Below are 14466 nucleotides of genomic sequence, written 5' to 3'. Positions count from 1 at the left end.
CAGACAGAACCTATGCCGTGCACGAGCAGCGGTCTTCCTCAATTCCATCAACATGCTCGCAAAGATGAAGCCTACTTTGATGAGTGGATCGGCGATCTATCGTCAGGTGAGGATTGCGACGCCAAGAAGCCGTTCGAGCACACTCTGCCCGAGTTGCAGCATTTGGCTGGAAACTCTGGTGTGCTTTTAGGGTCTTCATTACTGAGCTTTTCGCAAGCCTGTGATGATTGAAGGGTGCGATGGGCCGATTTCGATTCATGCCGTTCGTAGAAACCGAGGCGCTGCTATGCATGTTGCTGCACGCAAGTTGAAGCTGTATCGGCTGTTTATTGCTGTTGCGATCGTAGGGATTCATTTTGCGTTCAACTCTCCCGCGATGCAGGCTCAGAACGTTCATGCAGGGCCAGTGACTGGAGTTATCGATGGGGTTGGATTTGAGGGAGACCAGTATTACGTTCACGGATGGGCGTGCCAAGAGGGGCAGCGGGGCTCCATCGACGTTCATATTTACGCTGGTCACGGCGCAAACGACAAGCCACCGGGAACATTTGTCACCGCAGACGCAGCAAACCTACCAAACGAACCGGCCGTAGACCATGAGTGCCACGACGCAGATGGGGGCCGACACAGGTTTCGAATCGCGTTGCCCAACCAACTCCTTAGGAGCTTTCAGAGCAAAGCGCTCTTTGCACATGGAATCGCTATCGCGGGCAACGTGGAGAACACCCTGCTTGCCGGGTCGGGGAATTTCAAGCTACCTGCTCCCAGATGGCCACCAGATCCGCCTACGCCAGACTTTCTCGATGGTCCTGCCGTCGCGGCTTTCGACACCAGGAAGGACTCTTGCGAGCAAATCGATATTCCGGATGCCGCGGCCCGAGCCTTCCGCGACTATAGAGGAACGATCCATCTGATCGCTTCACACTATGTGACACGTGCTGGGCTTGGGGCAACGCTTGAGACCGTGAAGCATAACTGTCAGGTTGTCTATCAATCCCCGAAGGACGGAAATATCGCAGACTTTAGCGATTACACCTGGTTGAATTCTTTCTACAACGTGGATGGTAAGCAGATTGTGGCGCTGGGGCATATGGAATACCACGGCTGGGAACATAGCCAGTGTGCAGGTAAGACGGACACCATTACCTGCTGGTATAACGTGCAGACATTCAATCTGTCGGAAGACGGCGGCTATCACTTCGCTCGTCCTAAGCCGCCGGAGAACTATTTTTTGAGCCTTCCATACAAGTATCAGGTCAATCAGGGGCCAGAAGGTGTCAGCGTCGACGCCAACATCGTCAAGGTTGGCAACTGGTATTACACAGCGATGAGTGGATGGCCGTGGCCGCCCAACTGCGGCAGCGGAAAAGGTCAGAAGCCGTGTCTGAATCCCGGAGGCACCTGCCCGGTTCGCACGGCGAATATTCTCGATCCATCCTCGTGGCGGGGTTGGGATGGCAAAGGATTCAATGTAGCCTTCGCAGATCCGTATCGCGGCCCGATAGCGAATTCCTCAGCGCATCTCTGCCCCCAAGCGCCGAATATCGAGTTCTTAACAGGATTCAACTACTACCCGGCAACGCATCTGTTTATTGGGACACAGTTCACGCCAGTAGAGACCGCGTATGGTCCCCCGGGGGTGTACTTCACGACATCGCCGGACTTTGTGCACTGGAGCAAGCCCGCACTCGCTCTGACTATGAACCAGATGCTCCGGCGGGAGCCTGAAGGCAATTGGTCTTATGCGTACTTTTCTCTGATTGATCCGAGATCGACAGATTCGAACTTTATGACGATCACGGACACTCCTTATCTTTATTACGTCCGAAGTGACGTTGACCACGGTCCCTATCAACGCGTCTTGTTTCGGCAAAAGATTAAGTTGAATTGGTTAATGAAAAGCTCAAATCGATGAACGCCGTTCCGCTCTAGCCACATTGGTTGGAGCGATGTCACTTGAGGCTTCTCAGCGCGTTTGAAAGTAGTAGTCGATGAGGTGCGTGAACGTCTCTGGAGATGATTCAGGGAGATTGTGTGTTGGGTAGACATGCCAGGTTGAGATCATGAGATGGTCCGGGGGCCATGCGCCGGACTTCCGCAAGAGATCGATATTCTGTTCGGCGCTGCGCATCCAGGTCTCATCCGGGCCTTTACCAGACGCGGCAATGATAATGGGGGCGAAGGGAATGTGGTTGGAGTGAACGAGCTTCGCGACAGCCGGTAGATAACCTGGCAACGGCCGTGACCAATCGGTGATGTCCTCATGAATGAAGGCAAGCCGTTGTCCGGTAGCAGCTTGAAGGGCATCGATCCATGCTTGGGTATTTTTGGCCCATTCGCTGGTTGGATCTCCACTGGGTGGTGGCCCCAGTGGCTCGGTGTCGCCAATACGAACAGTGGGGAAAACAGCTTGGTACGCCTTGAAGTTAGCGGCAACGTCAGTCGCCAGAGCGCTAGCTGCGCTGTGACAGGCCCCTGCGCCGCCAAAATAACGACCGAACCAAAGAGCTTCGTCAACATCGATGTAGCTGAGTTCTCCTCCAAGTGCCTTGATACGGTCGGCGACGTAGCGCGAACCTCCGGGAGGAACATATCCCTCAATGTGCTTCCCGCATCGATCTGACCAGGTCAACATTCCAATGCCAACGGCAAGCTTGATGTGATTCGCCTTGAGAAAGGCGTAAAAGGCCTTGAGCTTATCTGCCGGCCCGTTGGTTACGAGGTTCTGCGCGATCCCAACGACGCGAACGTGATGTTCGGCGTGTGCCCAATCAGCACCCGGCTGGAACATGTCCCAGAAGTCTGTGGCACCACCGTGTGTCGGATCGTTCGGCGAAATCCAGACCTCATCTTCAGTATTGGCAGGCTGGGAGCTTTGCCTGGCCGTCTGGCTTGACTCTGCTTGAAGTTGGGCGATACACATCGAGCTTCCGGAAACAAACAACAAGATACACGCTGAAATGAGACGTTTGATTCGATAACGTTGGAGAAAGAATTCGAGGAGGAGTAAGGGTGTCATTGTCATGGAATTTCGTCACCTTCCCTGACGCTGTGCGAGGACGATCAGGGCCTGACGCATCTTGTTCAAATCGCCGCCTCCATTCAGATCGACCAGGTTGTTCGCCTTGATGCCGCAGGTCTGCCAGTCCTTGTTCAAAAGGTCCGCGCCGTATGCTTGCTGAACGCGATATCCCCAATCGCCCATCGACTCCTCGCTTGCCACACCGGCACGCGCGGCCATCTCTTCTGGATGGCAAATAGAATGTCCGACGAGATTAGACAACGATTTCAGTTTGGCACGATCTTCTGTCGTCTCCGAGATATGCAGCGCACTCCGGATTTCGCGCAAGGCCAGCAGCATGGAGAGCGCTCGATTTTGGTAAATGAGTGCCCGGGAACCTCGCGAGAGTTCCGAGTCCAGATATCCATCGTCATGGACCGAAGCAAGAAAGTATTGCCAGACTTCGTTTTGAAAATCGAATGCATTCTTGTCATGTGTCAACAAGGCATACGCTGCCGCGGTCGCGCCATCCTCGTAATAGAGGTTGCCTTCTTTGTTTCCTTGCGCGATATGCTCGCGATCCCCCTTGATCTTGTCGCCAACCAGGTGTCCAAGCCATGGCAGGACATCCGGCCCCAATGGCATACCACTGGCCTTCATTTTGATCGTCAGCATCACCATGCCACGCGTGAATTCGCCTTTATCGACGCCGCCTTCGCGGCTGTACTTGCCGTGTGCATCGACGGTCGTTGCCATTGCACCGGCGGCAGCCCACCCTTCCAGCAGAAGATTGGCGCATATTGGAGATAAACCCCTCATCTTGCTCCATGATGGTGCACCATCCAGTGACTGAGTTTCGTACGAGAGAAAATTATTGATCGGTTCTCGATCTTTGCTGAGCTCCGCCTCTTTCGTCGGGTCGACCTCCGATCCTTTTGAGTCGGAGTAGAATTCTGGCCCGCTGACGTTCAACACTGGAGGATAGCTTGGACATGGAGCTGCAGACTGCGCCTTGATGGAAGGAGAAAGGGCTAGGGCCAAAAACAGTGTGACGTACTTCATTATCTTTCAATTCCTCTCAGAACTTTGGCTACTGGGCTTCTATTTCGGGTTATTCCTGGGTGGTAAATGTCTCTTTGATCGCAGCGATGTCCCCGCAGGTCACAGCATCATACTCAGTCTTTCCGTCGGGCCGTATCTCACACTTGTCTCCCACCACCTTCGCCGGAATGCAGTCGACGCAATGCAACATAGGCGGAATGAAGTAAGCGCCGTACTTGTGCGCTGTCTGGGCACTCGTGGTCAGCAGATAGCGCCGGTTGCTGGGGTCAAGCTCCATGAACCGACGAAGATCGTCTTGATTCGCATCCCAGTTATCCACGTAAAAAAAGACATGAGCATTGCGAGGGGCAGCAGCCAAAACGTCTTGTGCACGTGCAGGTGAGAGGCTATAGGAATAGCCGACGCCAATTCCGGGTCGAGCGATCTTGTTCTGGTATTTCTGTGCAAACGTCAGGTGATAGAAACGAGAAGGTACGTAATAGAAGTCGATCTCTTTTACAGTGTCATCCGTGGCTGGATCGCCGGAAAAATAGATCCGCTCACCCTTTTCGGCTCCATAGTGTCGCAACGTTTCCAGCAGCGATACGAAATTTCTCACCGCTTCCGGTTTCGAGGAAGCATGAGCGATCACATTTTCGTGTTCTGGAAATCCGATCAGGGTATAACCGCGGTCTATCAACTCCATCCCCACGCAGACGTAATAATCGCGCGCGACGGGATTGGCTAGATCAAGCCACGCCGTATCGCCTAGAACGCGCTGTTTAGGATCGATCATTGCTGCGGGCGCAAACGTCTTTGTCCCGAGTTGCCCACCGCACATTAAGGTCTGGGCCGGAATGGAAAGAGAGACAGACTCATTAACACCTCCGCCGAGAATGGTCTGCGGTAGAAGCTGACGCAGCTTGCTGGCTAGCTGTTCAGCGGAATTCAGGTCCTGCTGCCGGATTGTGCCCCACACCCCCACGTATGTGGCGTAGATCATGCCCGGATCGAGATTCTGGATTGTATCGAGAACATGTTTTTGGTCGGTCGCGCTGAACAGGCTCATCCGCGTGTTCACAACACCCTTCGAGATCGCATCGTTCAGAGGATAGAGACCAGACTTCGTCCCAACCGATTCGACCTGCTGGGCGTTTTCGGGCCGACAGATTCCGAAAACGAGAACAAAGAGGGTGCTCAAAACATAGCTGTATCGTCTGCGGCTCATGAAACTCCTTCGTCCAAAGCTCATTGGTGCCAATGTCATCAGGCTGCTGATTATTGAATGACAATCCTGTTCACCGAACAGTGGCAGGAGAAAAACAAGCAGACATCAAGAGACGGAAATCAAAGCGACAACATCCGACTAGACCCGAGTGTCATGGTAAAGTTCCGCTGAACCAAATTCACAGTCGCGTGAACACTGAATCGCCTTTGATCGGCTCGTTCGGGCTGGCACCTGGTTGTACGTTAGCTATCTTGGCGTCTTTCGGCACCCTAAATCTGAGGAACAGCCAAAATCTCCTTCATAAACTCTGCCGTGTACAGGCAGAGGTCGCCAATTGGTTCTGTGAAGCCGGCTTGTGTTTACTGACAGATCTTGTTGAGTCTCAATTGGCGATATCAGGCCAACTCACTTATTCAACTCAGATTGACTGCACGAAGAGCCATTAGCACCGGAAACCTGTGGCATTGCTAATCATTAGCGAGAGAAGGTAGATACTTCGGAAACCCAGCAAGCTGACCGACGAGCGCCGCCAGAGGTGCTCGTGCAGGCTCAGCGATTTCATACTCAACATGAAGAACGGAATTGCTCAAATCTCGGCGGAAGATCAGCTGCATTTTTTCAAGAGATCTAAGGTTCGCGGTTAGGGCCTTCTTGGACGCCGTTGGTATTAGCCGCCTCAATTGACTGAGACGAACTGGACCGGAGAGCAGCGCACAAAGAATTTGCACGGTCCATTTTCCTCGTAAGACCTCCATGGTGCGCGCAACTTGATCCAGGCATTCTGCGTCGTATGCAGGCATTGGGACGTCTCCTCGGTAGGTTAGCGTGCTCACGTCCCGATTCCGTTTCGGATTCGCTGAGCTAAGTCATTGCACAACCTCAACGCGCCCGTGCGGTAACAGCGAATTGGCCCCTCGTTCCCGAGTCATGTACCAGCCGACCTAAGACATCGAAGATAGGGGCTTCGTCGTTAGGGGAATCAAAAAACAACTAAAACTTATACGTCGCCCATACAGCGGCATAATCCACAACCTTGCCTGGTGGCGACGCCTGCGTCAAAAACGAACCAACGAAAAAATGGCCGTAGGCGGTGGATACTGAAAGATGATGGCTCGCGTTCCAGTACACCCCGACCGACGGCTGATTCCCTATATAGCGCCCAGAATTACCTTGTCCAGGAACCAGTAGATTGACGCCGAGTCCATACACGCCGTCTTGGAGGCTGGTCCGCCAAAAAGTATGGTCGTCTGCAACCAGGCTGAGCGATCTGGTGAACTGCAAGGTTATGTGGGGGCCGGTTTCAAAGAGATTCGATGGGCCGAGCAAACTGATGCCACCCTGACCAAAATAAAAGCCCGTGGGGAACAGTGGGTTGAATGTTCCAAGCGGGGATGTAGAACCTCCGCGGTTACCGCTGGCGATGCCTGCCGTGGCTCCAATCTGAAGGTGGAGCGCAGCGGATCGAAAGGTGTATGCGGTGTCGTGGGTGGTGGCCCAGGCACGTATGCCATTGGGGCCAAACGACCCCCATTGGAACATGGTTTCGCTGTTGTAACTCCAGCCGTTTCGTCCGCCCCAGAATCTTCCGCCTACCGTATGGCGCAACTCGTTCTGGGAACCTTTTTCGAACGGCGCATTTTTCCGAGCGAGCCCTAGATAGTAAAGATCGATGTTTCCGCCCTTGATTTCGGGCAAAGGATGGACAGCATACACGCCCCAAAAGGTAGAGCCGTGATTCGGAGGTGCATCAAGAACGCCGTTGCCGTTCAGTACGGGCTTTGCAGCGAGCCCGTCGACGGTCCAGGCGGATGTCTTCCATTTCAACGAAGCGCCATCGAATGCCTGACGGACATTAGGCCCCTCTCTGACGTCAACGAAGCGTCCGGAACCAAACTCGAACTCCTGCCGTCCAAGACGTAATACCGCCGATTCATCGCTTGTCTTCGAGAGGGCAATATCGGCGAATCCCTCTTAAAAAAATAGCTTCGATTCATCGGTCACTGGTCTCGGGCCGCCACTCCGCCCCGCTTCGATAGCACTGGTGAGTTGCACAAAGAACCGAAGGCGAGGTGCCGCATGGATATCGGCGTATATTGACAGGCGCTGCAAAAGATAGCCGTTGTCGTCTTGAGTGCCGAGACCCCAGGTCGCGTTGCGGAAGCCCTCATGCCATTCTCGAATCTCGCCGCCAAAGGTGAGATACCTATCCTCGTTCGCTCCGAGTGGTACGTACTTGAGTCGATCCCAATCGTCGTGCCGACACGTTGGATTGCTGAGATATCGGTAGTCTTCGTCCTGCCGGAGCAGTGCATACGGCTGAAGATTGTCAGGACATGGCGATTGAGCAAACACGCGACTTGTAAGCGGCAGGAGAACGCTTAGACCTGCACAGGCAAAGAAGATCATCTTGAGCCTCCCCAGCGATCGCGACGCAATTGATGATCTCTTTGTGATGGTCTGCAACATCCTCTTCTTTCGGCCTTTTCAATGCGAAACGCTTCGGTCGGCAAGCGAAGCTACTCTCAGGCAACACCCTTGTACGCCAGCGCAGAATCAACCCTGAAGCTGACGCATGAGCAGCGCGAAGTCCGCGACTTCCCAATGCTCTGCGAGCTGTCCGTTTTCGATTCGGTAGAGTTGAAAGGCCATCGCGTCGATGCTTCTGCCAGAGGGCTTGAGGCCAATGAATTCTCCCTTGTGCGTCCCTCGAATGGAGTTCAGGACAGCGACGCGGTCACCCTCACCACAATCGCCGAAATCGGCAGCGTCAAATCCGGAAACGCAGAGCGAAGTGTGGCGAAGTATTTTTTGAGGATCTCTCGTCCTGGAGTCTGCCCAGGCAGATGATCGTCGTAGCCTTCCGCGACGATCTCGTCCAGGACCTGGAGGTTGCCGCTTTCAATGGCGTTGAAAAAGCTGCGTATGAGTGCTTTGTTCTCTTCTATCGATGACGACATATTGTTCTCCTTCAATTGCCTTCTCTTTCCCGACCAGCGAGCATCCCCGTTCGTTCAAGATGAAGATGTGCGGAGCTTAGGGGTACGGTCAAAGAAAATGTCGCGCCGCCACTCGGGTTATTCTCAGCCCAGAGGCGCCCGCCGTGCGCTTCGGCGATCGAGCGGGACAGAGCCAAACCGATCCCTAGCCCGCTTTTTTTTGAGGTCACAAAAGCATCGAAGATCTTGTCTGTTTCGCCGATACCAGACCCGTTGTCGATCACTTGTATGATCATCTCGTTCGCATCATTTACATCTGCATGGATTTCAACGAGAGCAGTTTCTCTATTGTTTTCTAGCGCTTCGATGGCATTCGAAATCACGTTAATGAAGAGCTCCTGAATTGCGAGTGGGTCTACCCAAACTTCGGGTAGATTCTCCCCGAAGCAGCATCGGGTCGATACTTCACGCTTGCGGGGATCCTCCAGAACCAAACGAACTGCTTCATTGATCACATCTGGGATGTTGGCTGCTCTTCTATCTAAAGGCTCTTGTTTGAAGAGCGCCTGAATCCGCTGCATCGTCTCACCGGCGGTGCGAGCATCGATCACTATCCGATCAACGGATGCGATGGCCTCCCTCAGACTGGGTCCGGCCACTAACCAGCGCTTTGCGGCTTGGGCATTCGCGAGCATCGACGTCAGAGGTTGGCTGAGTTGATGAGCGATCGAAGCTGACAGCTCAGCCACTGAACCCCTGTCGGTGGGATTGTTGCGTTTGGTGCAACCGGTAAGACGGGCAGGTTGATAACCAATGAAGCTCCGCGGCGCGGAGACAGCGTCACTGCGGCTGTCCGCGACCTGAGCAATGAGCCCGGTTTCGCCGAGAGCGTACATGCGGTCATGGGCAATCCTGCTCATCGCTACCTCCGCCGTCCTAGGACGGGCATGTTCCTCAAGCGCTAAACGGATAGGTTTCTGTGGGACGACGTAGCCGGAACGACGAGTTGTAGAAGATGGTGGCTTCCACATTTCCAACAATAGGCAATCGGTGCAAGGCGCTGAATTCCGAAGCGCCCGTAAATAACAACGAACCTTCCCCGGACCATATCTCACCGCCGATGAACTCCAGCGCCGACGGTACGAACTCGCATACCGACAACGGTCCTCCAGGCACAGCCGACCCGACCACCCTCAGCCCGAGAGTCCTAATCACTGTGGGATTTTCCTCAGTTATCTCACCCAAAAATTCACTTGGGCGAAAGATCCCTTGCGCCAACAAGAAACCGGCGGGACGGGAAAGCCGTGTCGTGATCAGTCCGTAAACGTTCGGCTGCAATGTCCCCGAGCAGCTTCGGATAGCCTTCTCTTTCCCGCCCGGCGAGCATACCCCGTTCGTTCGAGATGAAGATGTGCGGAACGAAGCCGACCTCCTCGCCCCGGAAGCGCGCGTGAATGATGTGAATGTACTCTCGAAAGGGACCGACGCTGGTGAACCCGTATGACAAGAACATCCCGGATATCTTAGGGTTCTCATCGATCTCCAATTCGGTGGGCAGCAGCGCCGCTGCAGCATCGGTGTTCGTCCGGTAGCTAAACGTCACTTGATTCACTGCTCTGAACGACGCATTCTTGAAGCCGAGAGGATCGGCGTGAACCGGCATCACTTGCCCCAAGCTGCTTCGACTCATCTTTCCCTTCACAGACATCTTGTATCTCCTAATCTTTGCGGTTGCGTATCGCCCAACTCTTTGAGTTAGTCAATCCTGATTAGATTTTGCGTAGAGAAAGGTCCGCCAAACTGCTGGAGACGACCGCACTCAGATATCCGTCCGAGATTGATGGGATAGAAGCCCAGTCGCTCGCACAGGGCGCTGACCGTAGCGATCGCATCAGCATCGTCGGAGGAGATGAAGATGACACGCCGTCCGCCAGCCTCGGCGGGATTGCTCGCTAGGGCCGCTGCCGCCAAGGTATTGAACGCCTTCACTACACGCGCACCGGAAACAGCCTCGGCCACGATCTTGCTGGATAACCGCCCACCCAGGTTCGTTGGAGTAAAAGCTGGGAGGTCGACAGCGTTCGTAGCATCTATGACGATGCGGCCTCCCCAGTCGGATATCGAGCTGACTGCATCAGGTACCGCCGGAAACGGAACCGCGAGGATCACGACGTCGGCCAGGACGGATTCCTCGACAGTGACCGCTTTCACCTTCGAGCCCAGCTTGCCAACGATATCCGTCAGCGAACCAGGCCCGCGATTGTTGGCCAGTGAAACTTCGATACCCTTGCTTGCGAAATGGCCGACATGCAGTCGCATGACTTCCATTGAAGCTGATCGCCTTACACAGGCAGTAATCTAACCATTTGAACTCAGCCCTCCTGCTTCTGCGCAGGAGGATTCTTGGGGCAACGGCTCCAACTCAAGCGCTGTGCCGCGCCACGCGCTTTCATGTGAGCAGGTCAGTTCTTGAACCGACTGCCGATAGCAGCGGCAAGTACGGTAGCCTGCAACCAGCCGAAGAGGATGAGAAACACCCTCGCCCACCGAAGGGTGGTATAGGACACGACCCAATCTTTGGGTTTGTATGTCTGGTCAGGTGCCCACTTGTCGTCGAGGCCAAACTTCACGAGAGGCAGATCGTTTTCGAGAGAGTAGAAAAAGGGGTTGAATCGCGGATAGACGGTGTTTAGCGGAGCGCCGGTCGACCACGCCAAGTAGGCTTCTTTGTTCGTGGGAGCCATCGCGCCTCGGGCGCTCGCACACCAGAAAAGGCAGCTTACTAGCAGCGTGGTCAGAGCAATGGGAAGCAATACCCACAACGGCTGTTGTTGTAGCCGGGCAAAGCCGATCTTCCAAACGCGCACAGTCTGGTTGGCGGATTTTGCTTGGGCACGTCGAAGTTCGAAGAGGATGCGTTTTGCGCCATCCTCATCTCCCTTCGCTCTCAACAGAGCGGCAAGCTGCATCCATGGTTGCGGCTCGACTTGATCAGAAGACGGCTGAAGCTGGAGCCACTCGACCCGGTCCTCAATCTTCAAGGGATGTTCCCGACCTAGACTGTTATTCCCCCGATCCGCATCGGTTCGGACAGAATGCAGGGTTAACTCTTCGTACTGGAGGCCGTCCAGATGCAATCCACCCGCACTCGGCCAGCTTTCACGCTCATCGCGCAGGTTCTTGATCGTCGCGCCGTTCAACCAAAGCGAGGTCAACTTCGCATCCTGAATACCAGTCCACTGAAGGTCACCCTTGAGGTTCAGGTTTGCGCAATACAGCGCGGCCAACTTGCAACTATCGCAAACGAGATTGCCTTCGATCTGCGCGCTCTGCACTTCCACTCGTCCGAAGCTCGAGAACCTGTCGCAGATGGAAACCGTCCCACGGATCGTGGCTTCCTGGAGGAAAATGGCGCTCACCGCCTCGGTCAGCGTCGCGCCGCTCAGATCGATGCTGTTTCCGATCTCGGCGCTGTGCATATGAAGTTGGCCAGCGGCCTGCTTGGTGCGCAAGAGCCGTCTGGTCACCATGGGAATAACGGTCATAGCGGGGTCCTCTCGCATGCGGGCAGTTCCGCACCCACATGTCAGCCTCGACCAGCAAGCCGGTCGAGTGGGGATCATGGGGCTGTTCCGGATTTCGGTCAAATGTCTGGCGTAGGGATCCTGCCCTTGGGGCGAGGGAGTGCGCAGGGCCACTCCGCGTGAGCCGGAGGAAGGCCCCGCTCCGCCGATGTCTAGGCAGTCGTCGACTCGTCCCCTCAGGAGACGCTGAGCTGCTGAGTTTGCAGGGTTCTCAGTCGGCTCTCTTTCTCCCAATGGGAGCGAGGGCGAAGATGATGGATTTTCTTGAGAGGGAGAAGGGGCGAACGATGTGCGGCTCTGCCGGTCGTTCGGTTTGTTTCTAACGTTTGGACAAAGAATGGACAAAGTCGGATCCAGGCTTGGAACCGACGATTATGTAAGTTGTTGTATTTATGGTGCCGGGAGGGGGAATCGAACCCCCATGACCTTGCGGTCGGCGGATTTTGAGTCCGCTGCGTCTGCCAGTTCCGCCATCCCGGCTTTTGCTTGCAACTTGCAAGAAGTGAATGTTCTACCTCACCGCTAATCAAATCGCAAAAAATACCGCCGCGCTGAGCTCGATCATCGAATCAGCGGGCTTTGCCTTTAAGTATCGTATATCATTCACTGATCCGCATCTTCTCAAACTCGTCTGTTTGGCCAAAGCCACGCCGCGCCGCGGACTCCACTGGAGTCTCCATATTTTGCTTTCACGACCGGCGTGGATGCCTCTCCTCCAAACACATATTTCGGCAGCAACTTAGGCAGTGCCTCGTAGATATGCTCCACCCCTGATACGCCTCCACCAACCACAATGACATCTGGATCCAGTATGTTGATCACGTTAGCCAAACCGCGCGCCAAACGATCTTCGAACCGCTCAACGGTCTCCGCCGCCACTAGATCTCCCGCGGCAAAGTCAGCAATTATCTCCCGCGTAGTCCGCGCTCTGCCGGTCACATTTTTGTAATCCCGCGCAATCCCCGTGCCCGAGACCCACATCTCCATGCACCCTTTCTTTCCGCAATAACACTCCGGTCCAGGGGACTCCTCCGGCTTCGGCCACGGCAGTGGATTGTGCCCCCATTCGCCCGCAACTCCATTCGGTCCGTCGTGGACGCATCCCTCCAGAGCGACTCCGCCTCCACATCCGGTCCCTAGAATGACTCCATACACAAAACGCACACCGGCGGCCGCGCCGTCTGTCGCCTCTGATACCGCAAGGCAATTTGCATCGTTGGCGACCCGTACTTCGCGACCAAGCGTAGCGATCAAATCTCTATGAAATGGTTGGCCATTCAACCACGTTGAATTGGCGTTTTTAACCAGCCCGGTAATTCTCGAGATGGTACCTGGAATACCGGCACCCACAGTGCCTGTCTTTCCAGTCTCCGTTTCTATGCGGTGGACCAGCGCAACAATTGCCTTCACCGTCGCTTCATAATCGTCCCGCGGAGTATCGACACGATGCCGAGCCAACTCTGTGCCGCGATCATCGATAGCGAGTGCCTCGATTTTTGTCCCACCAAGATCAATCCCGATGCGCATCCCCATCTCCGTCATTGAGCCTTCCAGTCCCTTTCACTTGCCACTCTAAAAAGTGGGCACAACGAACCCTACTGCACCTTGCCACGGGGACGCAACCTGCTTAGCTCCCCGCCGCATGCAATCGCATTCAGCGCCGCGAGCTTCAGGTTATCCGCAGCGAGCCACAGCCAGAAGCGTGTTCCTCGCTCCCCCTGATCAAAGTCTCCGCTCACTCGTACCATAATGTCCTCCTGCCCCGCCGCACTCAGGTTGCTCGGCGGATCGGATTCCTCGCTTACTACGTCTATATGTTCCCCGGCAAGCGCCACCTCTACTTCCTCCTGCGTCGCTTCACCAGAGAGTTCCACCAGCATCGAAACGACATACCCATGAAACACCGGAGCCTGAATGACCTGCAGCGCCAGTTCAGGTAACAGCGAATCAGCAAGCCCAGCGTAGTGTTTGCGGATACGCCGTTCCGTGGCGCTCAGCTTCACCTTCGCGGCATCGCCGAGCGAAGGCAACAGATTGAATGCCACCTGCGCATCATATTGCTCCCGTGGCAGCGTCTGAAATGAAAGCAGGGTAACAGTCTGCTGATGCAACTCATCCATCGCGGCGCGGCCATACTCGGACGCCGGCTCCATGACGGTCGCAGCAACGCTCGTCAAAGCCATCTTCGCTTGCAGTCTTCCGGCAACTAGGGCAAGCATCACAGCGACCGGATGCGCAGCTACTAGAGCTGGCGTCTTCAAATCCGGCTCTGGGCCTCCAGGCTCGCTCTTATCTGCAAGCACCTCAGCCACCCAAGGAGCCCGCACCAGAACATCCTTCTCGCCCTCCAACGCGTACGTTAGATCGACAATGCTCGCCCCCTCGCGCCGCGCAGCCTGCCAATGCTTCTTCGTCACCGCTGCACTGCCCGCAAAAAAAACAAAGTCCATTCGGTCGAAGGAAGATGTCTCCAATCGTTGTATAAAAACAACCTCATCGCCAGCGGAGGTCACTTGTCCAGCGGCTTCTTCTTCGTCGAGCAGGACAAAGTCCGATGCTCCCAGCACCGACTCGGCCAACTCCTCGCTCAGCTCTTTACCAGCGAGCGAAGACGCCCCAACGATTCCGATTCGATACATTCTTTCCGTCATATTTTCCTGAAGTCGTCGAAACGTA

The 14466-nt window shown here is 55.0% G+C and carries 10 protein-coding genes, 1 tRNA gene and 3 pseudogenes; 1 reads left to right on the top strand and 13 read right to left on the bottom strand.

Annotated features, from left to right (window positions below; genetic code table 11):
- Nucleotides 1–286: 286 nt before the first annotated feature.
- Nucleotides 287–1915 carry a hypothetical protein gene (locus RBB81_RS10305; protein WP_353073617.1) on the top strand — a complete coding sequence of 543 codons (1629 nt, stop codon included), beginning with the start codon at nt 287–289 and terminating at the stop codon, nt 1913–1915.
- A 51-nt stretch (nt 1916–1966) separates the two neighbouring features.
- Here RBB81_RS10305 and RBB81_RS10300 read toward each other — a convergent pair whose 3' ends face one another.
- The 13 genes and pseudogenes from RBB81_RS10300 to RBB81_RS10240 form a co-directional block, all read right to left on the bottom strand.
- Nucleotides 1967–2923, bottom strand: a complete 957-nt coding sequence (locus RBB81_RS10300) for a hypothetical protein (protein ID WP_353073616.1) — start codon at nt 2921–2923, stop codon at nt 1967–1969.
- A gap of 111 nt (nt 2924–3034) precedes the next feature.
- The gene (locus tag RBB81_RS10295; RefSeq protein WP_353073615.1) at nt 3035–4063 is read right to left on the bottom strand and encodes an alginate lyase family protein; all 1029 of its coding nucleotides are present in this window, start codon (nt 4061–4063) and stop codon (nt 3035–3037) included.
- 49 nt (nt 4064–4112) lie between these two features.
- Nucleotides 4113–5123, bottom strand: a complete 1011-nt coding sequence (locus RBB81_RS10290; RefSeq protein ID WP_353073614.1) for a hypothetical protein — start codon at nt 5121–5123, stop codon at nt 4113–4115.
- 614 nt (nt 5124–5737) lie between these two features.
- A complete protein-coding gene (locus tag RBB81_RS10285; RefSeq protein ID WP_353073613.1) occupies nt 5738–6070 on the bottom strand; it encodes a winged helix-turn-helix transcriptional regulator in 333 nt (110 codons plus the stop codon).
- A gap of 190 nt (nt 6071–6260) precedes the next feature.
- A pseudogene (locus RBB81_RS10280) lies at nt 6261–7676 on the bottom strand (alginate export family protein).
- 147 nt (nt 7677–7823) lie between these two features.
- A pseudogene (locus tag RBB81_RS10275) lies at nt 7824–8227 on the bottom strand (ester cyclase).
- An 11-nt stretch (nt 8228–8238) separates the two neighbouring features.
- A complete protein-coding gene (locus RBB81_RS10270) occupies nt 8239–9126 on the bottom strand; it encodes a sensor histidine kinase (RefSeq protein ID WP_353073612.1) in 888 nt (295 codons plus the stop codon).
- A 34-nt stretch (nt 9127–9160) separates the two neighbouring features.
- Nucleotides 9161–9869, bottom strand: a pseudogene (locus RBB81_RS10265) (acetoacetate decarboxylase family protein).
- Between the two features lie 92 nt (nt 9870–9961).
- Nucleotides 9962–10534 (bottom strand): NADPH-dependent F420 reductase, encoded by a 573-nt coding sequence (locus RBB81_RS10260; protein ID WP_353073611.1) that lies wholly within the window; start codon nt 10532–10534, stop codon nt 9962–9964.
- Nucleotides 10535–10668: 134 nt separating this feature from the next.
- Nucleotides 10669–11751, bottom strand: coding sequence for a hypothetical protein (locus RBB81_RS10255; protein WP_353073610.1), 1083 nt, complete (start codon nt 11749–11751; stop codon nt 10669–10671).
- Between the two features lie 432 nt (nt 11752–12183).
- Nucleotides 12184–12270, bottom strand: a tRNA-Leu gene (locus tag RBB81_RS10250).
- Nucleotides 12271–12411: 141 nt separating this feature from the next.
- The gene (gene mak, locus RBB81_RS10245; RefSeq protein WP_218892315.1) at nt 12412–13332 is read right to left on the bottom strand and encodes a fructokinase; all 921 of its coding nucleotides are present in this window, start codon (nt 13330–13332) and stop codon (nt 12412–12414) included.
- 53 nt (nt 13333–13385) lie between these two features.
- Nucleotides 13386–14441, bottom strand: a complete 1056-nt coding sequence (locus tag RBB81_RS10240; RefSeq protein WP_353073609.1) for an Asd/ArgC dimerization domain-containing protein — start codon at nt 14439–14441, stop codon at nt 13386–13388.
- Between the last annotated feature and the right edge of the window lie 25 nt (nt 14442–14466).

The organism is Tunturibacter gelidoferens (assembly GCF_040358255.1).
Classification (GTDB): domain Bacteria; phylum Acidobacteriota; class Terriglobia; order Terriglobales; family Acidobacteriaceae; genus Edaphobacter; species Edaphobacter gelidiferens.
This window is presented reverse-complemented; position numbering and strand designations above follow the sequence as displayed.

Excerpts from the sequence above, each read along its gene's own strand:
- mak (WP_218892315.1), bottom strand. The coding sequence starts at position 13,332 with ATGACGGAGATGGGGATGCGCATCGGGATTGATCTTGGTGGGACAAAA.
- RBB81_RS10260 (WP_353073611.1), bottom strand. The coding sequence starts at position 10,534 with ATGGAAGTCATGCGACTGCATGTCGGCCATTTCGCAAGCAAGGGTATC.
- RBB81_RS10270 (WP_353073612.1), bottom strand. The coding sequence starts at position 9,126 with ATGAGCAGGATTGCCCATGACCGCATGTACGCTCTCGGCGAAACCGGG.
- RBB81_RS10285 (WP_353073613.1), bottom strand. The coding sequence starts at position 6,070 with ATGCCTGCATACGACGCAGAATGCCTGGATCAAGTTGCGCGCACCATG.
- RBB81_RS10295 (WP_353073615.1), bottom strand. The coding sequence starts at position 4,063 with ATGAAGTACGTCACACTGTTTTTGGCCCTAGCCCTTTCTCCTTCCATC.
- RBB81_RS10300 (WP_353073616.1), bottom strand. The coding sequence starts at position 2,923 with ATGTGTATCGCCCAACTTCAAGCAGAGTCAAGCCAGACGGCCAGGCAA.
- RBB81_RS10305 (WP_353073617.1), top strand. The coding sequence starts at position 287 with ATGCATGTTGCTGCACGCAAGTTGAAGCTGTATCGGCTGTTTATTGCT.
- RBB81_RS10255 (WP_353073610.1), bottom strand. The coding sequence starts at position 11,751 with ATGACCGTTATTCCCATGGTGACCAGACGGCTCTTGCGCACCAAGCAG.
- RBB81_RS10240 (WP_353073609.1), bottom strand. The coding sequence starts at position 14,441 with ATGACGGAAAGAATGTATCGAATCGGAATCGTTGGGGCGTCTTCGCTC.